The 24,223-nt window shown below is 69.2% G+C and carries 20 protein-coding genes; 6 read left to right on the plus strand and 14 right to left on the minus strand.

What is annotated here, in order from left to right:
* Window positions 1-58 precede the first annotated feature (58 nt).
* The 3 genes from betB to OU996_RS07940 all read left to right on the plus strand — a co-directional run bounded on the left by betB (window position 59) and on the right by OU996_RS07940 (window position 4,807).
* Window positions 59-2,239: a betaine-aldehyde dehydrogenase gene (betB, locus tag OU996_RS07930; RefSeq protein WP_420712718.1), complete on the plus strand. Its 2,181-nt coding sequence runs from the start codon at window positions 59-61 to the stop codon at window positions 2,237-2,239.
* On the plus strand, window positions 2,239-3,906 hold the full coding sequence (gene betA / locus OU996_RS07935) for a choline dehydrogenase (RefSeq protein WP_267585063.1): 1,668 nt from the start codon (window positions 2,239-2,241) through the stop codon (window positions 3,904-3,906). Before betB ends, betA begins: the two co-directional genes overlap by 1 nt.
* 88 nt (window positions 3,907-3,994) lie before the next feature.
* Window positions 3,995-4,807 carry a glycosyltransferase family 2 protein gene (locus OU996_RS07940; RefSeq protein WP_267585064.1) on the plus strand — a complete coding sequence of 271 codons (813 nt, stop codon included), beginning with the start codon at window positions 3,995-3,997 and terminating at the stop codon, window positions 4,805-4,807.
* Between the two features lie 48 nt (window positions 4,808-4,855).
* Here OU996_RS07940 and OU996_RS07945 read toward each other — a convergent pair whose 3' ends face one another.
* The 9 genes from OU996_RS07945 to OU996_RS07985 all read right to left on the minus strand — a co-directional run bounded on the left by OU996_RS07945 (window position 4,856) and on the right by OU996_RS07985 (window position 15,965).
* Window positions 4,856-5,722 carry a phosphatase PAP2 family protein gene (locus tag OU996_RS07945; RefSeq protein WP_267585065.1) on the minus strand — a complete coding sequence of 289 codons (867 nt, stop codon included), beginning with the start codon at window positions 5,720-5,722 and terminating at the stop codon, window positions 4,856-4,858.
* A 166-nt stretch (window positions 5,723-5,888) separates the two neighbouring features.
* Entirely contained in the window at window positions 5,889-6,227 is a 339-nt protein-coding gene (locus OU996_RS07950; RefSeq protein WP_267585066.1) for a lipid-A-disaccharide synthase N-terminal domain-containing protein, read from the minus strand.
* 10 nt (window positions 6,228-6,237) lie between these two features.
* Window positions 6,238-7,935: an ArnT family glycosyltransferase gene (locus OU996_RS07955; RefSeq protein WP_267585067.1), complete on the minus strand. Its 1,698-nt coding sequence runs from the start codon at window positions 7,933-7,935 to the stop codon at window positions 6,238-6,240.
* 54 nt (window positions 7,936-7,989) lie between these two features.
* The gene (locus OU996_RS07960) at window positions 7,990-8,748 is read right to left on the minus strand and encodes an electron transfer flavoprotein subunit beta (RefSeq protein WP_267585068.1); all 759 of its coding nucleotides are present in this window, start codon (window positions 8,746-8,748) and stop codon (window positions 7,990-7,992) included.
* Complete coding sequence (locus OU996_RS07965; protein ID WP_267585069.1) at window positions 8,745-9,938, minus strand: electron transfer flavoprotein subunit alpha/FixB family protein; 1,194 nt, start codon at window positions 9,936-9,938, stop codon at window positions 8,745-8,747. Before OU996_RS07965 ends, OU996_RS07960 begins: the two co-directional genes overlap by 4 nt.
* Window positions 9,935-11,929, minus strand: coding sequence for a DUF3483 domain-containing protein (locus tag OU996_RS07970; RefSeq protein ID WP_267585070.1), 1,995 nt, complete (start codon window positions 11,927-11,929; stop codon window positions 9,935-9,937). The genes OU996_RS07965 and OU996_RS07970 overlap by 4 nt, the downstream gene beginning before the upstream one ends.
* Window positions 11,930-11,944: 15 nt before the next feature.
* A complete protein-coding gene (locus tag OU996_RS07975; RefSeq protein WP_267585071.1) occupies window positions 11,945-13,984 on the minus strand; it encodes an NADH:flavin oxidoreductase in 2,040 nt (679 codons plus the stop codon).
* 119 nt (window positions 13,985-14,103) lie between these two features.
* On the minus strand, window positions 14,104-14,886 hold the full coding sequence (locus tag OU996_RS07980; protein WP_267585072.1) for a YoaK family protein: 783 nt from the start codon (window positions 14,884-14,886) through the stop codon (window positions 14,104-14,106).
* 104 nt (window positions 14,887-14,990) lie between these two features.
* The gene (locus tag OU996_RS07985) at window positions 14,991-15,965 is read right to left on the minus strand and encodes a GlxA family transcriptional regulator (RefSeq protein ID WP_267585073.1); all 975 of its coding nucleotides are present in this window, start codon (window positions 15,963-15,965) and stop codon (window positions 14,991-14,993) included.
* Between the two features lie 173 nt (window positions 15,966-16,138).
* On the opposite strand from OU996_RS07985, the gene OU996_RS07990 reads away from it, so the two are divergent.
* The gene (locus OU996_RS07990) at window positions 16,139-16,789 is read left to right on the plus strand and encodes a hypothetical protein (protein WP_267585074.1); all 651 of its coding nucleotides are present in this window, start codon (window positions 16,139-16,141) and stop codon (window positions 16,787-16,789) included.
* Window positions 16,790-16,822: 33 nt separating this feature from the next.
* On the opposite strand, the gene OU996_RS07995 is transcribed toward OU996_RS07990, so the two are convergent.
* The 3 genes from OU996_RS07995 to OU996_RS08005 form a co-directional block, all read right to left on the minus strand.
* Window positions 16,823-17,989 carry a hybrid-cluster NAD(P)-dependent oxidoreductase gene (locus OU996_RS07995; protein WP_267585645.1) on the minus strand — a complete coding sequence of 389 codons (1,167 nt, stop codon included), beginning with the start codon at window positions 17,987-17,989 and terminating at the stop codon, window positions 16,823-16,825.
* A 2-nt stretch (window positions 17,990-17,991) separates the two neighbouring features.
* The gene (locus OU996_RS08000) at window positions 17,992-19,251 is read right to left on the minus strand and encodes an aromatic ring-hydroxylating oxygenase subunit alpha (protein ID WP_267585075.1); all 1,260 of its coding nucleotides are present in this window, start codon (window positions 19,249-19,251) and stop codon (window positions 17,992-17,994) included.
* Window positions 19,252-19,404: 153 nt separating this feature from the next.
* Window positions 19,405-20,178, minus strand: coding sequence for a DUF4394 domain-containing protein (locus tag OU996_RS08005; protein ID WP_267585076.1), 774 nt, complete (start codon window positions 20,176-20,178; stop codon window positions 19,405-19,407).
* Between the two features lie 156 nt (window positions 20,179-20,334).
* Here OU996_RS08005 and OU996_RS08010 point away from each other — a divergent pair, with 156 nt between their 5' ends.
* Window positions 20,335-20,904 (plus strand): sigma-70 family RNA polymerase sigma factor, encoded by a 570-nt coding sequence (locus tag OU996_RS08010; RefSeq protein WP_267585077.1) that lies wholly within the window; start codon window positions 20,335-20,337, stop codon window positions 20,902-20,904.
* Entirely contained in the window at window positions 20,901-21,650 is a 750-nt protein-coding gene (locus OU996_RS08015; protein WP_267585078.1) for an anti-sigma factor, read from the plus strand. Before OU996_RS08010 ends, OU996_RS08015 begins: the two co-directional genes overlap by 4 nt.
* An 8-nt stretch (window positions 21,651-21,658) precedes the next feature.
* Here the strand turns inward: OU996_RS08015 and OU996_RS08020 are convergent, their stop codons facing one another.
* Together OU996_RS08020 and OU996_RS08025 are read right to left on the minus strand one after the other, a co-directional pair.
* Complete coding sequence (locus OU996_RS08020; protein WP_267585079.1) at window positions 21,659-22,717, minus strand: GlxA family transcriptional regulator; 1,059 nt, start codon at window positions 22,715-22,717, stop codon at window positions 21,659-21,661.
* A gap of 83 nt (window positions 22,718-22,800) precedes the next feature.
* Window positions 22,801-24,168: an L-serine ammonia-lyase gene (locus tag OU996_RS08025; protein ID WP_267585080.1), complete on the minus strand. Its 1,368-nt coding sequence runs from the start codon at window positions 24,166-24,168 to the stop codon at window positions 22,801-22,803.
* Between the last annotated feature and the right edge of the window lie 55 nt (window positions 24,169-24,223).

Raw genomic sequence — 24,223 nt, forward strand, 5'->3', positions numbered from 1 at the left:
CAGGCGAGATATGTATTGTACAGTCATTCAATAAATGGACGTGCTCAGGGAGGTGCCGGTGGCGAAAGCGAATGCGCGTTCCCGCGCGGCGTCTGTCGACCTTGCCCGCGAGGCCGCTGCGGACCTTGCCGCCGGCGAGGCGGGCGCGCCGACGGCTGACCGGCGCCGCGAGCCGGAGGATGTGCGCCGCCGCCAGCTCATCGAGGCGACCATCGATTCGCTGGCCGAGATCGGCTTCAACGCTTCGACGCTGGCGCAGATCGCCCGCCGGGCCGGCGTGTCGCCCGGCCTCGTGGCGCATTATTTCGGCGACAAGGACGGGCTGCTGGAAGCGACGCTCCGCCATCTCTCGCTGCGGCTCTACCGCGCGACGGCGCTGCGGCTGCGGGAGGCCCGCTCAGCGCGGGCGCGCGTTCAGGCGCTGATCGACGCCAATCTCGCGCCGGAGGAATTTGACCAGCGCACCTCGAGCGTCTGGCTCGCCTTCTGGGGTCAGGTGCTGCATTCCGAGCGCCTGCGCCGGGTGCAGCGGGTCTATCAGGCCCGCATGCTCGCCAATCTGCGCCATGATCTGCGGGCGCTGGTCGCCCCGCATGAGGTCCACCGCCTCGCCATCACCATCGCCGCCGTGATCGACGGCCTGTGGCTGCGCTCCTCCCTCTCCGCCGCCGGCGAGACGGATTCGGTGAGCGCCCGTCAGGTCGCGAGCGCCTTCGTCGATGCCCAGATCGCCGCCGCCGCGCCGGCCGCGCCCGCCACCGGAACCTCTCCCATGACGACACCCATCCCCCGCCACGCCAGCCACATTGCCGGGCGCTACCACCCGACCGGCGGCGCCACTTTCGAGACCCGCAACCCCGCCACGGGCGAGGTGCTGGCCGAGATCGAGATCGCCGGCGAGGCGGAGGTGGAGGCCGCCGTCACTGCGGCCCGCACCGGGCAGAAGCGTTGGGCGGCGATGACCGGGGCCGAGCGCGGGCGCATCCTCAAGCGCGCGGCCGATCTGCTGCGCGCCCGCAATGACGAGCTCGCCCATCTCGAGACGCTCGATACCGGCAAGCCGATCCAGGAAACCATTGCCGTCGACGTGCTCTCGGGCGCCGACTGCATCGAATATTACGCCGGCCTCGCCGCCGGGCTCTCGGGCGAGCATGTCGATCTCGGCCCCACGGCTTTCGGCTATACGCGCCGCGAGCCGCTCGGCATCTGCGCCGGCATCGGCGCGTGGAACTACCCCATCCAGATCGCCTGCTGGAAATCCGCCCCGGCGCTCGCCTGCGGCAATGCGATGATCTTCAAGCCGGCGGAACTCACCCCGCTGACCGCGCTGAAGCTCGCGGAGATCTATGTCGAGGCCGGCGTGCCGGAGGGCGTGTTCTCCGTCGTGCAGGGCTTCGCCGATACGGGTCGCCTGCTCACCCGCCACCCTTCCATCGCCAAGGTCTCGCTCACCGGCGAGGTCGGCACCGGCAAGAAGGTGATGGTCGATGCCGCCGGCACGCTGAAATATGTGACGCTGGAACTCGGCGGAAAATCCCCGCTCATCATCTTCGCCGATGCCGATCTCGACGACGCGGTCTCCGCCGCGCTGCTGGCGAATTTCTACTCGGCCGGCGAGGTCTGCTCCAACGGCACCCGCGTCTTCGTCGAGGAGAGCGTGCGCCCGGCCTTCCTCGAGAAGCTCGTCGCCCGCGTCGAGAAGATGGTGGTCGGCGACCCGCTCGACCCGGCGACCCATGTCGGCGCGCTGATCTCGCCCGAGCACATGGAAAAAGTGCTCGGCTATATCGAACGCGGCAAGGCGGAGGGGGCGAAGCTGCTCACCGGCGGGGCGCGCGTTACCGCGGGCGGGCTCGACAAGGGCGCCTTCGTCGCCCCCACCGTGTTCGACGGCTGCGCCGACGGCATGGGCATCGTGCGCGAGGAAATCTTCGGCCCGGTGATGGCGGTGCTGTCCTTCACCGACGAGGCGGAGGTGATCGCCCGCGCCAACGACACCGATTTCGGCCTCGCCGCCGGTGTGTTCACCAAAGACCTCGCCCGCGCCCACCGCGTCATCGCGCAGCTGGAAGCCGGCACCTGCTGGATCAATACCTACAACATCACGCCGATCGAGCTGCCCTTTGGCGGGTCCAAGCAGTCGGGCCTCGGGCGGGAGAACGGCAAGGCGGCGATCGAGCACTACACGCAAGTGAAGAGCGTCTACGTCAATCTCGGCCGCGTCGAGGCGCCCTACTGATGGCCGCGCCCGTGGACATGGCCGACTACATCATCATCGGCGCCGGATCGGCCGGCTGCGTGCTCGCCGACCGGCTGAGCGCGGATGGCACGAACCGGGTCACCGTGCTCGAATTCGGCGGCTCCGACCGGTCGATCTTCATCCAGATGCCGACCGCCCTGTCCATTCCGATGAACATGGCGAAGTACAACTGGATGTATGAGAGCGAGCCCGAGCCCGGCCTCGGCGGGCGGCGGATGCACTGCCCGCGCGGCAAGGTGCTCGGCGGCTCCTCCTCGATCAACGGCCTGGTCTATATGCGCGGCGCGGCGGCGGATTTTGACCGCTGGGCGAGCGAGGGCGCGGCCGGCTGGTCCTATGCCGACGTGCTCCCCTATTTCCGCCGCGCCGAAGGCCGGCGCGACGGCGGCGACGAGTATCGCGGCAGCGACGGCCCGCTCGCCACCCGCTACGGACCACTGGAGAACCCGCTCTACCGGGCCTTTCTCGATGCCGCGCAGCAGGCGGGCTACCCGGCCAGCGACGACGTGAACGGCTACCAGCAGGAAGGCTTCGGCCGGATGGACATGACGGTGAAGGACGGCGTTCGCTGGTCCGCCGCCAATGCCTATCTGAAGCCGGCTATGAAGCGTCCGAACCTGCGCGTCGAAACCCATGCCCGCGTCGAGCGCATCCTGTTCGAGGGGCGCCGGGCGGTCGGCGTGCAGTGGTCGCGCGGCGGTCAGACGCATACGCTGCGCGCGGCGCGCGAGGTCATCCTCTCCGCTGGCCCCATCGCCTCGCCGCAAATGCTGAAACTCTCCGGCATCGGCGACGCGGATGAGCTGAAGAGCCATGGCCTCGAGGTCATCGCCCACCGGCGCGGCGTCGGCGAGAATCTTCAGGACCATCTGGAGATCTATTTCCAGCAGGCCTGCACCCAGCCGGTCAGCCTTTATTCGCAGATGGGCCTCGTTGCGCGTGGCCTCATCGGCGCAAAATGGCTGCTCACCAGAAAGGGGCTCGGCGCCACCAATCATTTCGAGGCCTGCGGCTTCATCCGCTCGCGCGCCGGCATTCCCTCGCCGGACATCCAGTACCATTTCCTGCCGCTGGCCGTGACCTATGACGGGCAGGGCATGGCGAGCGAGCATGGCTATCAGGCCCATGTCGGGCCGATGCGCTCGAAAAGCCGGGGCTGGGTGCGCCTGCGCTCGGCCGATCCCGCCGACAAGCCGCGCGTGCAGTTCAACTACCTCACCCACCCGGACGATCTCACCGAGTTCCGCGCCGCCGTGCGCCTCACCCGCGAGATCTTCAACCAGCCGGCCTTCGCGCCCTATCGCGGCCGCGAGATCCAGCCGGGGGCGGATGTCACCAGCGACGAGGCGATCGACGCCTTCCTGCGCGCGCATGTGGAGAGCGCCTATCACCCCTCCTGCTCGGCCAAGATGGGCGCGCCGTCCGATCCGATGGCGGTGGTCGACCCGAAAATGCGAGTGATCGGCGTCGAGGGGCTGCGCGTGGTGGATTCCTCCACCATGCCTTCCATCACCAACGCCAATCTCAACGCGCCGACCATCATGATGGCGGAGAAGGCGGCCGACCACATCCTCGGACGTCCGCTGCTCGCCCCGTCCAACGCGCCGACCTATACCGCGCCGAACTGGCAGACCGCGCAGCGTTGAATCGGCGAGCGGGCGCCGACAAGCGCCCGGTTTCACACGGGTTTCACAGAGCGCGCGCCAGATGGTTCACCTGCACAGAGGGTGAGCCATGCGCGTTTCGGTGGTGATTCCGGCCTATAATGAAGCCGGCAACATAGCCCGTCTGGTGGCGGAAGTGGGCACGGTCGTGCCGGCGGCGCTGCTGGGCGAGATCATCGTGGTTGATGACGCCAGCGACGATGCCTCGCTGGCCGAATTGCGCGCGTTGGGCGAGCCGCGCCTGCGCATTCTCTGCCATGGCCGCCGCGCCGGCCAGAGCGCGGCGCTGCGCTCCGGCATCCGCGCCGCCGCCTGCCCGGTCATCGTCACGCTGGATGGCGACGGGCAGAACGACCCGGCCGATATTCCCGCCTTGCTGCGCCGGCTCGGCAGTTTGGACGGCGGCGCGCCCGCTCTGGTCGGCGGCATCCGGCAGAACCGCCGCGCCGCAGGCTCCCGCCGTTTTGCCTCGCGCTTTGCCAATGGGCTGCGTGGGTCTCTCCTCAAGGATGAGTGCCCGGATACCGGCTGCGGCATCAAGGCGTTCCGCCGCGCCGCCTTTCTGGAGCTGCCCTATTTCGCCACCATGCACCGCTATCTGCCGGCGCTGTTCCTGAGCTATGGCCACAAGGTGGCCTATGTGCCGGTGAATGACCGCCCGCGCCTTGCCGGCCGGTCGAAATACACCAATCTCGGCCGGGCGCTGGTCGGGCTGCATGACCTGTTCGGCGTGGTCTGGCTGCGCCGGCGCACCGTGCTGCCGCCGGTGAGCGAGGATAGCGGAGCCGCTCTGGTGCGGCTCACGCCGTCGCGGCTGGCCGAGCCGGCGAGCGAGGCGCCGCTGGCGCACGAGACCGGGCTGGCGGCGTCCGCCGCGTCCTGAGCGATTTCCCGCGAGTAGAGAGAGCGCCGGCCTGCCGGGTCGGCTGGATCAGCCGGCGGTCGAGGGCTGGCCGGCGGGAAGCCGCGGGCCGGTGAGCCGCGCCCCGGCCTGCCGCAGGCGGGCAGCGGTGCCGCTGGCGAGCAGCGCCGCCTTCTGGCGGATCGCGCCGACACCGGCACCGAGCGCCGCCGCATGCGCCGCCCGCTGGCGGGCCCAGGCTTCGCCCAAGCTGGTCAGCCGCGCTTCCAGCACCTCGTCGCGCCACAGCGCCTCGTGGCGCACGAAGATGAGATAGCGCAGCACGGCGGCGATGGTCAGCATCAGCGCGATGGAGACCGTCACGTCCGAGAGGTAATGCGCGCCGAAGGCGATGCGATTCAGCGAGGTGGCGGCGACGAAGACGGCCACCAGCGCGGTCACCTGCCAGCGCCATTCGCGCGGCACGAACAGCGCGAGCGGCAGCAGGCAGGCGACGGTGGCCGCCTCGCCCGAACTGAAGGAGCGGTTATAGAAGGCGTGCTCGGCCATCACCCACGCTTCCTGAAACGGGTAGGGGCCGCCGAAATCCACCGTGTTCACCGGGCGTGGCCGGCCCCACAGCGTCTTCAGCACACCGTTCACCAGGAGGCCGGGGCCGAGCAGGAACAGGCCGATGAAGAAGCAGGAGAAGCGCGGCGAGACCAGGCAGGGCTTGGCCGGGTAGATGAGCTTCAGGGCGAGGCACAGCCCGAGCATCACCGGCAGGGCGACGGAGAGATTGGAGGCGAGGTTGCGGAAATCGATCAGCCCGCGCATCCGCGCGGCGGCAAAACCCTCGCCGGGCGTGTAGAATAGATAGGTAAAGTTGCGGTCGATTGTCGGGAAAAGATAAAAAATAGCAGAAATTAACAGTGTAAATACGGCACCCGCAACCATAGGATGCGCCCTGCACCAGTCGCACAGGCGTTTAGGCGCCGCTTTGTTCATGTTGACCCGCCCCCGGGAACAGAAAACTACGTCACTCATTTCAAAGAAGCACGGCAACGTGAAGCTGGTATGAAGAAAAGGTAAAAGTATTACATAGCCGGCGAAGGGCGCCGGCTCAGGCCGCGTCCGCCGCCCGCTGCCGCCGTTCGCGCCGGATGAAGACGAGGTTGCGGACATAGATCAGCAGGCCGGCCGCCTGACCGACAATGAACACCGGATCCTGCCGGTACAGCGCATAGGCGAGCAGCGTTACCCCGCCGCCCAGCGAGAACAGCCAGAACGCCGCCGGCACGATGCTGCGCCGCGCCCGCTCACTGGCGATCCATTGGGTGAGGAAGCGGGCGGTGAACAGGCCTTGCCCGATGAAGCCGACCACCAGCCACGGGTCGATGCGGCCGACGCTGGCCAGCGCGTTGGACAGGTTGGCGGAGAGATCGGCGGCGAGAAGGCTCATATCAGCGCGCTCATGGGGTGCCGGGGGCATAAAGGGTGAGGGCGAGCCGGCGCGTGGTGGCGAGGTTGAGGCCCTCCACCGTGGTCAGCGCCACCGGCGTCAGCCCGAGCGCCGCAGCCCGCGCTTTGAAGGCCGCCTGCTGGTTCGCCCCGACGAACACCGCGCGGCAGCCTTGCGTATCTTTCAGGAAATCCGCCGCCTGCGCGCCGCTGCCGTGCTGCGTCGTGGCGCCGAGATGAAACAGCACGCTCGCCTCGCCAAAGCCTGCCACCATCAATTGCGGGGCGGCGCAGGGCACGAGGTGGGTCGCGGCGGCGAGGCGCGGGCTGATGAAGGCGCTGTCGAGCTGCGGCAGCACCAGCCCGAAGGCCAGCGCATAGCTCGCCGCCGCCTGACCGAGCAGCACCGGCAGCGCGGCGAGCGGGCCTTGCCGGAGCGCCCGCACCAGCGCCAGCGCGCCGATGGTGAACACCCCGAGCGCCAGCGCCAGCACCAGCGGGTCGATGCGCCCTTCCAGCCCATAGAGCAGCGCCGGCACCGCCACCGCGCCGACCATGCCGCCCGCCGCTGAACTCGCGGTGAGCAGCCGTCCCCAGAGCGGGGCGGGGGCATCGCGGCGCGCCCACAGCGCCGCGCCGGTCAGCAGCGCGATGGCCGGATAGGCCGGCAGCGTGTAGTGCGGCAGCTTGGTGGCGATCAGCTCGAACACGATCCAGAAGGGCAGCCCCCAGGCGAGGCAAAAGCGCACCGTCGGCTCGGCGCGCGCCCGCCACACCCAGGGCAGAGCGAGGATCGCCAGCGCCGCGCCGGGCCAGAAGGCGACGAGGAAGGCCGCAAGATGCGCGCCGGGCGGGGCGCCGTGCGATTCTTGGCCCGTCGCCACCTTGCCCAAGAGGTCATTGCCCACCGCCTCATGAAAGAAATCGGTGCCCGACTGGAGATAGATGGCGATCAGCCAGGGCAGCACCATCAGCGCCATGACTGGCAGGCCGAGTGCGGGGCGCAGGCGCTTGAGCCAGCCGGCCCGCCGGTCGGCGATCACCAGCGCGCACGCGGTGAGCCCGGCCAGCAGCGGCACGATCGGCCCCTTGATGAGGATGGCAAGGCCCAGCGCCGCCCAGAACAGCAGGATCTCGCTGAGCCCCAGCGGGCGGCGCGCGAGATAAGCCCGCGCCAGCACCATCTGCACGCCGACCGCGCAGGCGAGTTGCATGGCGTCGGTCTTGGCGAGCCGCGCCTCGCCATTGAGGATGAGCGAGGCGCCGAGCAGCGCCGCCGCGATCAGCCCGGCCTCCTCGCCGAACAGCCGCCGGCCGATCACATAGGTGCCGAGCGCCGCCAGCAGCGCGCCGATGAGCGAGGGGATGCGCAGCGCCCAGACCGGCGCCTCGCCGCGGAACCCCAGCGCCCGCGCGCTCGCGCTTTGCAGCCAGTAAATGCCGATGGGTTTCTTGAACCGCGTCTCCGCGCCGAGCCGTGGCACGACATAATCGCCGCTCGCCAGCATCTGGCGGGAGGCCTGGGCGAAGCGCGCCTCGTCGCGGTCCACCACCGGCAGGGCGAAGAAGCCGGGCAGGAAGCAGGCGAGCAGGAACAGCACCAGCAGCGGCAGGCGCCAGCGGGCCGGCAGCGCGAAGCCCCACGCGCCGACCGACTGTTCCGACTGTTCGCTCACCCGATCCGCCATACCCGCCCCCGTGTCGCTCACGGATGGCGCGGGCTCATGTCGCCCGCGTGACAGGCGGCGATCTCCGGGCGCGCATCAACCGCGCTTGAGGCCGAGGCTCGCGAGATGGGCAAGGATTTCCCGCGCGGCCTCCTCGGGCGAGGGATCGACCAGCAGCTTGCCGCCGCCGGCCGCCGCCTGCGTCGCCGCCTTCAGCCGCTCGGCGGCGGAAGCGCCGGAAGCCGCCTTGGCGATCAGCTTCGGGCGGGGGCGGTAGGGGCGTTCTTCTATCTCCACCGCCTGCGGCGCGGTGATGCCGGGGGCCGTCGCGATCCCCCCGCGCCGGCGGGCGGCGAAGGCGAAGGGCAGCGGCGCCGACGCGGCGGGATGGACGGTGAGAAGAGCCGGCAGCCGCAGCATCACGCGCCGGCGGGCGCCACGCGGCAAGGCCTGCTCGACGGCGAGCGTCCCCGCCTCCGGCCCCGCGCCCAGCCCCGCCGCATCGGCGAGGATGGGCCGGCCGAGCGCGCGGGCGAGGGCGTAGGGTAGCAGCCCGGCATCCTCCCCGCCCTGGCCGCTGCGCCCGGCAAGGATGAGGTCCGGCGGGTTCTCGGTGAGCGCCGCGACAAGGCTCGGCAGCGGGTCGTCGCCGTCAGCGATCACCCGATGATCGAGCCGTCCGACGCCGTGGCCGAGCGCATCCGCGAGCGCGCCCAGTTCGGGCCCGGCATGAAGCACCGTCACCTCGCCGCCCAGTTCGACCGCGAGGCGGAGCGCCTGCAATTCGACCGGCACCGGCGCCGGCTGGCCGGAGACGCGGTGGCGCCCGGCGGAGAGCAGCACGACGATCCTCATGCGTCCTCTCCCGCGAGAAGCCGCAGCAGCGCCGGCATCACCTCCTGCGCGTCGGCGACGATGGCAAGGCCCGCCCGCTCGATCATCGCCGCGTGCAGATCGGTGTTCACCGCCACCACATGCTCGCAGCCGGTGATGCCCTGCAGGTGCTGCGGCGCGCCGGCAATGCCGAGGGCGAAATAGCAGCTCGCCGTCAGCACCGTGCCGGAGGCGCCGACCTGCGCGGCGCGCGGCATCAGCCCGGCATCGCACACCATGCGGCTCGCGCCGGGCGTGGCCTGGAGCGCGGCGACCAGCGCGCGGAAGGCGTCGAAATCGCTGATGCCATTGCCGGCGGAGACGACGAACTCCGCTTCCGCCAGCGCCACCGTCGCCGGGTCGGCGGGAATGAACTCGGCCGCCAGCACCGCGCCCGGCGCGCGCGGCGGGAAGGTGAAATCGAGCATGGCCGCTTCGTGCCGCGTGCCAGCATGGGGCGCCACCGCGTCGGCGGCGAGGCTGATGAGGCGCGGCGGGGCCCGGCGCTGCTCGGCCTTGCGGGCGCGGGCGGCGCGGGTCACGGATTTCGGCGACAGGCTCTCCGCCCCGGCGAACAGCGCCTCGCCAGAGAGCGCGGCGACACGGCGGGCGAGATCGCCACCATCCGCGCTGTCGGGGAACAGCGCATGGCGCAGCTTGAGGCTCTCCAGCACGGCGGCGACGGCATCCGCCTTGCCCTCCGGGTCGTAGCCGGCGGTGGGCAAAGCGAGCACGCGGTCGATGCCAGCGGCGCCGAACTCGTCCGAGGGCGTCTCGACCAGCGCCAGCACCGCCCCGCCGCCGTCATCCGCCAGAAGCCGCGCGGCGCCGATCACCTGCCGGTCATGCGGGCTGAGCCGCCCGCCCGGCGCATCCGGCACCACGGCGACGAGATAGGCCGGCTCGGGGATAAGGCGCAGGCGCGGCGCGGCTTCCGCTGGGGCTATCGGCGCAGCGGCGACGGCCGGCGCGACACTCGCGATCCGCTGCGTGCGGTCGAGCCGGCGGCGCATCGTTCCCGGCACGAGCTGCTGGTTCGTCTCCGCGCGCGGGTCACGGCGCAGGCGGGTGGAGAGCGTGGGCGTGGCGGCAAGGTCGAAGCGCGGGCGGGCGGCACCGCCGAGGCGAAGGGCGGCGCGCTCAGCACGCGGGTCGCGGCGAACCCGGCTCATGCGGGCACCCGTGCGGTCCGCATCGTCGCGTCCGGCGCCTTGACGGTGGCGGCCTCGACCGCCCGCAGCACCAGCTCGGCAATGTCGGCCACCTCCGGCCGCTCGCCGGTCACGCCTTCCAGCATGGCCGAGCATTGCGGGCAGGCCACCGCGACAATAACCGCGCCTGTCGCCGCCGCCTGACCCATGCGAATATCCGGGATGCGCCGTTCGCCCTCAATGTCGGAGACCGGCGCCCCGCCGCCCCCGCCGCAGCACATGGAGCGCTTGCCGGAACGTTCCATTTCCAGCCGCTCCAGCCCGAGACGGTCGAGCAGCCGGCGCGGCGCGTCGATCTCGCCATTATAGCGGCCGAGATAGCAGGGGTCGTGATAGGTCACGCGCGCCTCGGTGAGCGCGCCCACGGTAAGCCGCCCGCCGGCCACCAGCTCGTCGAGGAAGGCGGTGTGGTGGACCACCTCATACTCGCCGCCAAAGGCCCGGTATTCGTTGCGCAGCGCGTGCAGCGCGTGCGGGTCGGCGGTGAGGATGCGGGTGAAGCCATAGCGCGAGAGCGTCGCGATATTGGCGCGGGCGAGGCGCTGGAAGGTGGCTTCGTCCCCCAGCCGGCGCGCGAGGTCGCCACAATCGCGCTCCTCCGGGCCGAGCACCGCGAAATCGACGCCCGCCTTGTGCAGGAGCGTCACCAGCGCGCGCAGCGTGCGGCCATAGCGCAGCTCATAGGCGCCCTCGCCGAGCCAGAGCAGCACCTCGGCGGGGCCTTTCTCCGTGGGACGGGCGGCGATCAGCGGCAGGGTCAGCCCGGCCGCGAAATCGGTGCGCGCGGCGAGCGGGCGGCCCGCCGTCTCGTCGGCATAGCGCAGCTCCATCAGCGGCGGGGCGGCCTTGAGGGGGAGGGCGCCGAGTTCCAGCGTCTGGTAGCGGCGCAGTTCGACGATGGCATCGACATGCTCGATCATCATCGGGCATTCCTCGACGCAGGCGCGGCAGGTGGTGCAGGACCACAGCGTATCCGGGTGGATCATCGCCCCGGCGCCGACCAGCGGCAGCGCCGGCCCGCCGACTCCCGCCACAGGCCGCGCATGGGGGTAGGGGCTGCCGGCATAGGCGGCATTGCTAGCGTTCGGTTCGATGGCGGCGGCGAGATCCTGAATGAGCCGCTTCGGGTTCAGCGGCTGGCCGGCGGCGAAGGCCGGGCAGGCCGTCTCGCAGCGCCCGCACTGGATGCAGGCATCAAAGCCGATCAGCCGGTTCACCGGAAAATCGGCGGGGGTGGCGGCACCTAACCGGGGCGCGTCGAGATCGAGTGCGGCCAGCGCGGTGGCCCGCTCGCCCTCGAAGCGGCCGGGACGGGGATGCAGCACGAGATGGGCGGCGCCGGCAAAGGCATGGCGCATCGGCCCCCGGTCGATCTGGAGGACGAGGCCGATTCCCCCGGCGGTGGCAAACACGAATCCGAACCAGCCGATGGGGGCGAGCGGCGGGAGCACGCCGGCGAGCGCCACCAGCAGGCCGCCGCCCGTATAGGCCGCGAGATAGAGCGGCAGGCGCTGGAAGCGTCCACCGGAGAGCCGGGCGGGCTTCACCGGCAGGCGGCGCCGCCCGACCATGAACCCGCCCGCCAGCGCGGCGGCGAAAGCGAGCCCGACGACGGCCCAGAACAGCCGGGAGGCACTGAGCGCCGGGATGAGCCCGGCAAGGGCGAGCAGCGAGCCGCCGAGCAGCCCGCCAGCGGCCAGCGCATGCATGCGCGCCGCATAGGGGTCGCGCCCGACCACATGGTGGACATCGACGAGGTAGCGGCGGGGCAGAGCCTTCAGTCCGGCGATCACCCTCACTGCACTGACTGCACTGATCGTCCATCCGACTGCACTGACCAGCCGCGCCTCAGAGCCGCGTTGCCAGAGCCGCACGCGCCGTCCCGCCAGCCCCGCCGCCAGGGCGGCGAGGGCCAAAATCAGCAGCGAAAAGGCGGTCCCGGCGGGGATCATGCCGCGCGTCCTTCGTCAGAGATCTTTGCACAGACGCAAGGAATCATACAGCGCGGCGTGAATGTTACGCCCGGTCCAGGCATCCCCCACGCGGTAGAGCGCGAAGCCCTCCTGCCCCGTCCAGCGCTGCGGCTGGCCGGCGATGAGGGCGTCGAGATCGGTCTCGCCATCATTGACTGAGCGGGTGCGCAGGCTCTGGAACAGCCCTTCGACCGGCAGCGTGCCGTAATCGACCACCACCCGGTCGATCACGCGCTCTTCCTCCGCGTCGGTCATGGTGTTGCGCAGTGCGGCGATCAGCCGGTTACCTTCGGGGTAGATTTCGATCAGCTCCATATTCGGCGTCATCACCACGCCGAGCTTGTAAAGCTCACGCAAATGAATGGGTTGGTTAGTGGTGCCGACCTCCTGGGCGATCTGCAGATCATGCGTTGCCAGCTCCACGAGGCAGCCTTTCTTGGCCAGCGCCTCGGCGGTGGAGGCGGCGTTATGGCCGCCGATCTCGTCGTAGAGTAATACCGTGCCGGTGGGCTCGACCTTGCCGGTCAGCACGTCCCAGGTGGAGACCACATGCTCATGGCCCTTGGCATGGCCGGCATTGGGCAGGCCACCCGTGGCCATGATGACGACATCGGGGTTTTCCGCCAGGATTGCCGCCTCGGTGGCCTCGGTGCCCAGGCGAATGTCGACGCCCTTCTTTTGCACCTGTGCAAAGAGCCAGCGCGGAATCCCCGACAGCGCCTCGCGCCAGCCGGCCTTGGCGGCGATGTTCACCTGCCCGCCCGGCACGGTCTCCTTCTCGAAGAGCACCACCGAGTGCCCGCGCTCGGCGCAGACCCGCGCCGCCTCCAGCCCGCCGGGACCGGCGCCGACCACCACGACCTTGCGGAATTCGCTCGCCTTTTCAATGACATGAGGCATGGTTGCCTCACGCCCGGTCGCGGCGTTCTGCAGGCAGAGCGCGTCGCCGCCGACATAGATGCGGTCGATGCAATAGCCCGCGCCGACGCATTGGCGGATGTCGTCATCCCGCCCCTCCATCAGCTTCTTCACCAGATGCGGGTCGGCGATATGCGCCCGCGTCATGGCAATCATGTCGACATGCCCCTCCGCAACAGCGCGCGCGCCGGTCGCGAGGTCGGTCACACGCTGGGCGTGGAAGATCGGCACCTCCACCTCGCGCTTGATCGCGCTCGGCAGGTAGAGGAAGGGCGCCACCGGAAACGACATATTCGGCAAGGAGATAGCGTGCGCGATGTGGTCGCGCGCCTGCCCGCCGACGATGTTCAGGAAGTCGACGAGGCCGCGCCGGGAGTATTCCGCAGCGATGGCGACGCAGTCCTCATGGCTGAGACCGTCGGCGATCAGCTCGTCGCCCGACATGCGCATGCCGATGACGTAATCATCGCCCACCGCCTCACGCATGGCTGAGAGCACCTCGATGCCGAAGCGCATGCGGTTCTCGAGGCTGCCGCCATATTCGTCGGTGCGCTCATTGATCGAGGGCGACCAGAACTGATCGACCAGATGACCATGCGCCGCCGAAATCTCGCAGCCGTCCAGCCCGCCCTGTTTGCAGCGCCGCACCGCATCGGCGAAGCTCTTGATGACACGGCGAATATCGTTCTTGTCCATGGCCCGCGGCACGGTGCGCGAGGCCGGCTCGCGGCGGGCGGAGGCGGAGATGGTGGGGAGCCAGTTCTCGGTGTCCCACTTGGTGCGCCGGCCCATATGGGTCAGCTGGATCATCAGCTTGGCGCCGTGGCCATGCACCCGGTCGGCGAATTGCTGGAAATAGGGAATGACGCTGTCATCGGCGACGGAGATCTGCGCCCAGGGCGCCGCCGGGCTGTCGATGGCGACCGAGGAGGAGCCGCCGAACATGGTCAAGCCTATGCCGCCCTTCGCTTTTTCCATGTGGTAGAGCTGGTAGCGCTCCTGCGGCTTGCCGTCCTTGCCATAGCCCGGCGCGTGCGAGGTGGACATCACCCGGTTGCGGATGGTGAGGCCCTTGATGGTCAAGGGTTTCAGCAATGCCTCGGCATTGGCGATCATGGCGGGCGCGCGCTCCTAGGGTCTCGGGTTCCCGGTCCCGATCATCAACGATACGTCGCATTCGCCCCACCCGAACAGAAGATTTGCGCCACGCTGTCGGTAGCGTTGCGACTGTCCCGTCAGCGGAAGGCGATGCGCAGCGCCGAGGGGCCGGCCAGGGCGAAGACCAGCAGCGCCAGCGGTACCGAGAAGATGAAGCCGGCATAGCTGAAGCCGAGCGCGCCGACGATGCCGCCGAGGAAGAAGCAACCGAGGAAGTAGCTGAGCAGCTTTAGCTTTTCGCGGTCAGCCAACACCAGCGGGCGCTCCGTGCCGCGCCGGCGGTGGTTGGAATAGACGAGCTTGCCGAGCTCGATGCCGATATCGGTGACGATGCCGGTCATGTGGGTGGTGCGGATCTTGGCGCCGGACAGCTTGGTCACGGTGGCGTTCTGCAGCCCCATGATGAAGCAGAGCACCGCCACCTCGACGCCCAGCGCCAGCGAGGAGTGGCGCGTGTAACTGCCGAGCAGGCCGAAAGCGAGCAGCAGCACGGCTTCGAGCGTCAGCGGCAGCGCATATTCCCGCCCGGCGTGATGCAGCCGGCCCCAATTGACCAGGATCGCGGAGGTCGCCGCCCCGAACAGGAAAGCCGCCAGCGCCCCGCCACCCGCCACCACAAGGTCGGTCGCGCCCAGCACCGCATGATCCGCCGCCGCCGAGATGATGCCGGACATGTGCGAGGTGTACTGCCCGACCGCCAGCAGCCCGCCGGCATTGGTGGCACCGGCGACGAAGGTCATGGAGAGGCCGAGCCACGCGTCCGCCACGGGGGTGCGCTCAGGCGCCAGCACGCCGGCGGCAAGGTCGGAATAGCGGGCGGCAAGATGGCGATAGCCGTTCGGCTTCACGGGCATGTTCATCGCGGGCAGCGCGGGTCAAGACCGCGTCCTCGGCAGAGACGGGGCGAAGTTCCCCGAATTCCTTTGTAATACCAGATGCTGCGCCGCGCCATAATGGGCAACGCTTACTCGGGAGAGGCGCTCGCCTTTCTCTCGCCATGCCGCTCCGCGCTCGGCGGGCGGCCGAAGCGGCGGGCATAGGCGGTGGAGAAATGCGCCGCCGACTGGAAGCCGCAGGCGAGACCGACATCGGTCACCGGCAGCGGCGACAGGCGCAGCAATTCCCGCGCCCGCTCCAGCCTCAGCCCGAGATAATAGGCCGCCGGGCTTGTGCCGAGATGGCGGCGGAACAGCCGCTCAAGATGGCGCGGCGACACATCGAGCCGGTGAGCGAGGTGCCGGATGTCGCTCGGTTGCTCGATCGCCCCCTGCATCAGCCGCACGGCGCGGGCCAGCGTCGGGTCGGGCAGGGAGGGGCGCGGGCGCGCCTCGCTCCGGCTCGCGCGAGCGCCGTCGCGCCGCACGATGAACTGCTCGGAGACGCGGTCCGCGAGCCCGCGCCCGCCGCGGGCCTCGACAAGCGCGAGCATCATGTCGAGAGGTGCGATGCCACCGGTGCAGGTCAGCCGGTCCCGGTCGATGACGAACGCGTCCTCGACGAAGGCGACATCGGGGAACTCCTCGCGAATGGCGGCGAGGTTCTCCCAGTGCACGGCGCAGCGGTAGAAATCGAGCAAGCCCGCCTCCGCCAGCACGAAGCTGCCCGTGCAGAGCGCGCCGAGCGCCACGCCGCGCCGGGCGAGGCGCCGCAGCGTGTCAGCGACCGCCGGGCTCGCCGCATGGCGCACATCGATGCCGCCGCAGACCAGCAGCAGGTCGAGCGGCCCGGCCTCGTGCAGCGCCATGGTGGGCGAGAGCGTCAACCCGTTGCTCGCCACAGCCGGCGCTCCGTCGTGCGTCACGATACGCCAGGCATAGGTGTCGGTCTCGGTCACGTAATTCGCCATCCGCAGCGCCTCCAGCGCGTTGGCACAGGCGATCATCGAATGGTTCGGCAGGGTGAGGAAGCCGATGCGGGTCAGGGCGGAGAGGTCGATCACCGGATCATGTCCTGTTGCCGCCGGTTGCTGAGCGTGACTGTAGCAAGGCACCGCGCAGAAATACCCCGGCACGGTCATGGCCGGGAACGAATGCCGCCGCAAAAATGTCCGGCCCCGCCGACGAAATGAAGGCGATCCGCCGCGAGGGCGATTCACCAGGGAGATCTATCCCCATGCGCCACACTTGGTCGTCACTCACCGCCTTCCAGGCCTGGTTGCCGGGCCGCGTGCTGCTGCCGGCGGGCTTTGCCGTGCTCGTCGCCGTCAGCATCTATCTGGTTGGCGATGGACGTGGCTATGAGCGCGCGATCAGCGAGGCGGTCGCGCCGAAGAATGCCGCGCAGGTAGTGGCAAGCGATCCCGCCGACGATCTCTCGGCCGCGAACCTCGCCAAGACCGATCGGCTGGACATCCCCGTGCTCCTGCGGGCGATCGAGCCGGAGGCGGTGTACAAGCCGCCGCAGGCCCATGCGGCGGCGGCCAAGCCCGTCAAGTCGGTGGCGACGACGGAAATCCCGGCGGGTGTCGAGCGCTTCGACCAGTGCGGGGCCGGCTGCGAGACACGCGACCCGATGATCGTGCGCACCTCCTATCCGGTGGGCCCCGCCGCGACGCCCTTCGTCGCGGCACCCGCAGCCGAGCCCGCGCCCAAGCCGGAAGAGGCTGGTATCCTTGGCCTGCCGCCGCTGCCGGGTCCGGGCGAGATCGTCGACCGCACGGTCAAGGGCACCACGGCCGCCTATGACGCGGTGAAGGATGGCGCCGTCTCGACCTATGACACGGTGAAGGGCGCGCTTGGCGATGCCTTCGGCCTGACGCGCTGAGACCTCAGCGCGTCAGGTTGGACCCCTGCCGCTTCAGCGGTCGACCACCAGATCGCTGGTTGGCTTGGAGCAGCAGAGCAGCGCCATGCCGGCGTCGATCTCGCGCTGGCGAATGCCGCCACCATGCTTCATCTCCACCGTGCCGGAGACGAGCTTCGACTTGCAGGTGCCGCACAGGCCCTTGGAGCAGGACGACGGCAGCCGGACCCCGGCCCGGCGTGCGGCATCGAGCACGAACATGTCGGAGCGGCACTCGATGGTGCGCTTCTGCTTGACGAACTCGATGGTGTAGCTCGCGACCGGCGGCGCCACTGCGTCCTGCACCGCTTCCACCGCCTCGGCGATCGAGACGTCGGCTGCGACATCGGGTTCGGCCCGGGCAAGCTCGGCGAAGTCGAAGCTTTCCTCATGGTGGCGCGACATGTCGAAGCCCGCGCCTTTCAGCATCTCCCGCACCGCCGCCATGAAGGGCGAGGGGCCGCAGGCGAAGATTTCGCGCTCCTTGAAGTCTGGCGCGATGTGGTTAAGCAGGCCGAGATTGAGCCGGCCGCGCAGGCCATGCCAGGGATTGAGCGGCCCATCGGCCTCGCAGATCGGCGCGAAGCGGAAGCTGCCGCGCTGGTTGCGCGCCATCATTTCCAGCTCGCTGCGGAAGATGATGTCATCGGGTGAACGCGCCGCGTGGACGAAGACGAGATCGCGCGGCTCGCCGAGATCATGGAAGGTCCGCGCCATCGACATCAGTGGCGTAATGCCGGAGCCGCCGGAGAGGAACAGATAGCGCGGTGTCGGCGAGGGCGTGCCTTGCGTGAAGCAGGAGAAATCGCCCATCGGCCCGACGGCGCGCAGCTCGCCGCCCACCTTCACATGGTCATGCAGGAAGTTCGACACCGGCCCGCCCGGTACGCGCTTCACCGTGATGGCGAGCGTGTGCGGGCGCGTGGGTGCCGAGGCGATGGTGTAGCAGCGGTTGATCGCCTCGCCATTGATCGAGAGGTCGAGCGTAAGGAACTGGCCCGGCGCGTAGCGGAAGACGCAGGGCTCCTTCGGCGCGAGCACAAAGGTCTTCACATCCGCCGTCTCGTCGCGGATCTCGCGGACGATGAGCACATCGTCCGCTTCCGGGTTCCACTCAGGCAGGCTGCCGGCGAGGCGCAGCGCCGCCGGATCGGGCGACGGCGCAGGATTCAGGGCATCCATCATCAGCGGCCGATATGCTCGGCCATGCGGCCGATGTACCAGTTGCAGAATTTGTCCACGAGCATCTCGGTGTGCGGGGAATAAGGGCCGGGCTCATAGGCCGGGCTGCGGGCACCTTCCTGGCAATAGCCGACCAGCGTCGAATCCTGGTCATTGGTGGCGTCCCACACGCCGGTGAGGTTCTCGATGTCGTAATCGACGCCTTCCACCGCGTCCTTGTGAACCAGCCACTTGGTGCGCAGCAGCGAGCGTTCGGCATCGAGCGGCAGCACCGAGAACACCACGGCATGGTCGGACATGAAGTGGTGCCAGGAGTTCGGCTGGGTCCAGAAGTGCAGCGCGCCGTGCTTGGGATCGTTGATCTTGCCGAGCAGTTTCTTGCAGGCGGCCTTGGTGTCGGAGGTGTGGCTCTCGCCATCGCCTGCAAGCGGCAGACGCTCGGTGCGGAAGCCGGTCACCATATCGTCGAGGTGTTCCATCATGGTGGATGGGAAGCCGCAGCTCTCCCATTCACGATGCGAGGTGGTGACCAGCTTGGCGTAGTCCTCGGCTTCCTTGCGGCCATGCTCGTCGAGCTCCTCCGGCGCGAAGCCGAAGCCATAGGCGAAGAGCGGCACGGTCAGCTCGGGGTGATTACCGGAGCAGTGGTAGCACTCGCGGTTGTTCTCCATCGTCAGCTTCCAGTTGCCCGGCTCGATGATGTCCTTCTCGAAGGCGACCTTGGCGTTCTTCAGGTCGTGCGGGGCGAGATAGGGCGCCATCTTGGCGGCCATCACATCGAAATCGGCCGGCGGCTCGTCAGCGAGGCAGACGAACAGCAGCCCTTCCAGCGAGCGCACATGCACGGGCTTGAGGCCGTGGCAGGAGGGGTCGAAGCCTTCGCCCATATGCTCGGCGAAGAGCAGCTTGCCGTCGAGGCCGTAGGTCCAGGAATGGTAGCGGCAGACCAGATTGCCGACCGTGGTCTTGTAGTCGTGCACGATCGGCGCGCCGCGATGGCGGCACACATTGTGGAAGGCGCGGACCTCGCCATCGTCATCGCGCACCAGGAAGATCTTGGTCTTGCCGATGTCGAGCGTCATGGCGTCGCCCGGCTCGGGAATGTCAGGGTCGACGCCGACGAAGAGCCAGTGATGGCCGAAGATCACGTCCATGTCCGCCTCGAAGATGTCGGGGCTGGTGTAGAACGGAGCTTCCAGGCTGTAGCCGGGTTTGCGGCGGTGGATGAGCGCTTTCAGCGGGGTCTGCGTGCTGTCGAGCATCGGTCTGTTCTCCCTCGCGGGTGAGCCCCGCTGTCGTCTGGAATTGTTCGACGGAACGGGAGACGAGACTTTCACGCATGCGACAGTCGCTTTGCTGCAAGCGACATTCGGGCGAGGAGGCCGCGCGTGGCGGCCCCCTGTCCGGTGTGCGCGTCACATGGCCGGAAAAATGGCGATGTCGTGCACCTTGCCGGACACGCCGCCGATCATCCCGAGCACCGTCGCCTTGCCGCTGGCGAGATCGACCCGGTAGAGCGTGCCGTCCGCCATCAGCCAGCCCTCGCTCGTGCTGCCGGCCGGGATGTCGAACGCGTAGCTGCCGGCACTGATGCCCAGCTTGCCGACGGAGTTCAGCACGCCATCATTGGGCGGCGCCTGCTTCACCAGCTTGCCGGCGGCCGCGTCGACATCGAACAGGGCGGTTTCCTTGGCGCCCTTCACCGAATTGGTATAGGCGCCGGCGACGATCTTGGGCGTTCTCGCCTTGTTCATGTCAGCGTCGGCGTATTTCAGCGCGCCATCCTTGGTCACCTTGCCGTCATCGACATTGGCCCGCAGATTCGTGCCGTCGCTGCCGATGACGCGCAGCCGGTCGGCGACCGGGTTGAAGTCGACCGTCGCCACGGTGCCGGCGGGCAGCATCGTGTCGAGCTTCGACTTGGGGCTGGTGGCGCCGCTCATGGGGTTGATGGTCACGAGCGTGCCGTCGTCGAACAGGCCGTAAAGCATGCCATCGGCCGGGCGCACGTCGATGCCGACGAGCGTGCCCGTCCCGGCGATCTTCATCGGCGCGCCGGCCTTGGCGGCCTTCACGTCCACGATGGCGATGCTGTTGCCATCAAGCAGGGCCGCGACGGACTGGGCGCTGGCGGCGGTCGTGGTCATCGCCAGTCCGGCGACGGCGAGGGCGATCATCGTGCGGTTCATGGGGCGTACTCCGTTGGGCCGAGCGTGTCTCGGCGGACAGAGCGGCTACACGCGGCCTCGGGCGCGGGACGCAGCCGAGACGAAAAAATTCTGCCGCTGCATCCGTAGCGTTTCCTTCGGCGTATCAAACCATGAGCAACCTTGCGGAAACCGCTGGTGACGAGCCTGCCGCGCATCGCCCATGACACCGTTGAAGACGAACTGGCCGAGGCGCTGCATGGTTGCGCGCGCGGCGAGCGGGCGAGCCTTCATCGGCTCTATGAGCATCTGGCGCCGAAGATGACGGGCGTGGCGCTTCGCATGCTGCGCCGGCGCGACCTTGCCGACGAGGTCGTTCACGACACGTTCCTGCGCATCTGGGAAAAGGCCGGAAGCTACGATCCGTCGCGCGGCAAGGCCTCCACCTGGGCATTCACCGTGTTGCGCAACACGGCGCTCAATGTCCTTAGGGGGGAGCGGCGCATCGAGCTGGTGGAGGATTACGACGCCATTGAGCCCGCGTCTGAAGAGGCGGACGCGGAGAGCCTTCTGGTGGCACTGTCGGAAACCAGCGCTCTGAAACGCTGCCTTGACCGACTTGAGCCCATGAGGCGGCGGGCGATCCTTCTCGCCTATCTGCGGGGCCTGACCCATGGCGAACTGGCCGGCCGGCTCGGCGTGCCGCTAGGCACCGCCAAGGCGTGGATCCGCCGGAGCCTTCGTACGCTGAAGGACTGCCTGGCATGAGCCCGCAGGAGCGCGAGCGACTCGCCAGCGAATATGTGCTGGGCCTTCTGGATCCCGAGGAGGCGCGGGACTGCGAGGCGCGGCTGGCCGTCGATGAACGCCTTGCCGCGCTGGTGGAGGAATGGCGCGAGCGGGTGGCCGAGCTCGACGCGACCGCGCCCTTCGTCCGTCCTGATCCGGCTCTGTGGTCGCGGATTGAAGCCTCACTGCCGGCGCGGGCTACACCCGCCATCGAGCCGACGACCCTGCCGCTTTCCGGCACCCGCGCGACGCAGCGCAAGCGGGGCGCGCCCTGGTGGAACAGCCTTCCTCTCTGGCGCGGTGTCGGCCTCGCCGCTTGTGCCGCAACCGTGCTGCTGGCGGCGGGCATTGGCTATGTCGCCCAAAAGGCGGCACAGGCCCCGGTCCTGGTGGCCGTGCTTCTGTCCGACCAGAACCAGCCGGCGGCGGTGGTCAACGCCTTCCGGGATGGACGCACGGAGCTTCTGGCGCTGAGCGAGCTGAGGGCGCCGGAGGGCAAGTCGCTGCAGGTCTGGACCCTGTGGGACCGGGCGCGCGGCCCGGTCTCGGTCGGGCTGCTCGACGCCTTGCGGACCATCCCGCTGAACGTCGATAGCCTGCCGCGGCCGGCCGCCGAACAGCTCTATGAAATTACGCTGGAGCCAGCCGGCGGTTCGCCAACGGGCCGGCCCACGGGGCCGATCCTGATGAAGGGTAATGCGAGCCCGACGGGCGCGGGGATTTGACGGCCCGATCAGTCGAACAGCCGGCTCGCCGCCATGCTCTGCGTCGCCGGGCCGGGCGCGCGGGCGCGGGCGTCGGAGGGCGTGAAGCCGTGCTGCGCCTTGAACTGGCGGGAGAAATGCGCGCAGTCCGAGAATCCGGCTTCGAGCGCGATGTCGGTCACCGACCGGCCAGTCGTGTCGAGCAGGAAGCGCGCATAGCGCAGCCGCAGCCGCCGGTAGAACTCCGCCGGGCGCTGGCCCATGATGGTCTGGAACAGGCGCTCGAGCTGGCGTGTTGACAGATGCAGCCGGCGGGCGATGTCGGCGATGGGCAGCGGGTCGGCGAGGTGCTGCTCCATCAGCAGCAGCGCCCGGCGCACGCGGTCATCCGCCACGAGATCGGCAATGGGCGGGTGCGGCTGGGATTCGGTGCCGGGCCGCTGGCGGTCGAGCAGCAGAACGTGGCGGCTCTTCTGCGCCACGGAGCGGCCGAGGAATTTCTCCACGAGGGCGGTCGCGAGGTCCGCCGCCCCGCCGCCGCCGGCGCAGGTGATACGGTCGCCGTCGATCACGAACAGACGGTCGGCGACCGGCGTGTGGTGCGGGAATTCGTCGAGGAAGTCCTGATAGTGATACCAGGACACGCAGCAGCGGCGTCCGGTCATCAGCCCGGCGCGGGCCAGCACGAAGCTGCCCGTGCACACACCGACCAGAGAGACGCCGGCCCGCGCGGCGCGCTTGAGATAGGCAATGCTCTCCTCGTCGAGCTGGCTGCCGCCATGCAAAAGCCCGCCGACGACAATGATGTAGTGGAAGCTGGACGGGTCCGCGAGCGGCCCGGACGGCGAGACAGTGACGCCGCAGCTCGCCCTGATCGGCTCGGGGCGCGACGCCATCACCTGCCAGCGCGCGAGGATGGGCCGCGAGCGGTCGCCATCATCAGCGGCGAGGCGGAACTGGTCCACCATCAGCGAGAAGGCGGACAGGGTGAAGTTGTCCGTGAGGATAAAGCCGACATTCAAGGCGGGCGCGGCCGCCGCGCTGGTGGCCGCCATGGTGCCGAAAGGGGTGGGTCGCTGCTGGGTCATGGCTTGCTCCGGATCACAGCATAGCAAATTTGCTGCATGTCTTAGCAAGACCGGTGCCGTCCCGACGGTGCGCTTCGGTTTCTTCAGCATTCCGGGAGGTTCACCGCGAGGCCGCCGAGCGAGGTTTCCTTGTATTTCGAGGCCATGTCGCGCCCGGTCTCGCGCATGGTGACGATGACCTTGTCGAGCGAGACGATGTGCGTGCCGTCGCCATGCAGCGCCAGCGAGGCCGCATTGACCGCGCTGATGGCGCCAAAGGCGTTGCGCTCGATGCAGGGCACCTGCACCAGCCCGCCGATCGGATCGCAGGTCATGCCGAGATGATGCTCCATGCCGATCTCGGCGGCGTTCTCGATCTGCGCATTGCTGCCGCCGAGCGCGGCGGCAAGGCCTGCCGCCGCCATGGAGCAGGCGACGCCGACCTCGCCCTGGCAGCCGACTTCCGCGCCGGAGATTGAGGCGTTCATCTTGAACAGAGCGCCGATGGCGGTGGCGGTGAGTAGGAACTGGTGCATCCCGGCGCGGTTCGCGCCCGGACAGTGGTCGCGGTAATAACGCAGCGTCGCCGGAACGACGCCGGCCGCGCCATTGGTCGGCGCCGTCACCACGCGCCCGCCGGCGGCGTTCTCCTCATTCACCGCGATGGCGTAGAGGCTCACCCAGTCCATCACCTCATGCGGTGTTTTGGAGTTCCGGGCGATGAGTGTGTCGCGGATCGCCTTCGCCCGGCGCTTGACCTTCAGCCCGCCCGGCAGCTCGCCGGCGGTTGATATGCCCCGGTCGATGCAGGCCATCATGGTGTCGATGACGAGATCAAGATGGCGTTCGACCTCCGCCTCCGGGCGGCGCGCCTGCTCATTGGCGCTCATCATCTCGGCGATGGAGAGGCCGGAACGCTCGCCCTGCACCAGAAGATCGCGGGCGTTGCGGAAAGGGTGGGGAATCGGCACCTCGCCCGAGGCAGCGGCGGGCGCGCCGACTTCCGCCTCCGGCACCACGAAGCCGCCGCCGATGGAGCACCAGCGTTTCTCGACGAGCAGCGCCCCTGATGCGTCGAACGCGCGGAAGGCCAGCGTGTTGGGATGCTTGGGCGCGGCGGCATGGCCGTCGAACAGAATGTCGGCCCCGGCCTCGAATGCGATGGTCCGCGTACCGGCGAGAGTGAGGCGCCGTGCGGCCGTCGCCTCGGCGACGAGCGCGTCGGCGCGGTCGGGGTCGATGCTATGCGGGCGCTCACCGGCCAGGCCGAGGACGACCGCCTTGTCGGTGCCATGCCCCTTGCCGGTCCAGGCAAGAGAACCGAACAGGGCGGTCTCGACGCGGGTGACCCGCTCAAGCAGGCCGGCCGAGGCTAGGCCATCGGCAAAGGTCGCGGCGGCGACCATCGGCCCCACCGTGTGCGACGAGGAGGGCCCGATACCGACCTTGAAGAGCTCGAACGCACTGATCATCGACGCTGCCGCCCCCGCCTGCCGCTGTCGCGGTCTGTTCTTGGTATCACGCCCT

This window comes from Ancylobacter sp. SL191 (genome assembly GCF_026625645.1).
GTDB lineage: Bacteria > Pseudomonadota > Alphaproteobacteria > Rhizobiales > Xanthobacteraceae > Ancylobacter.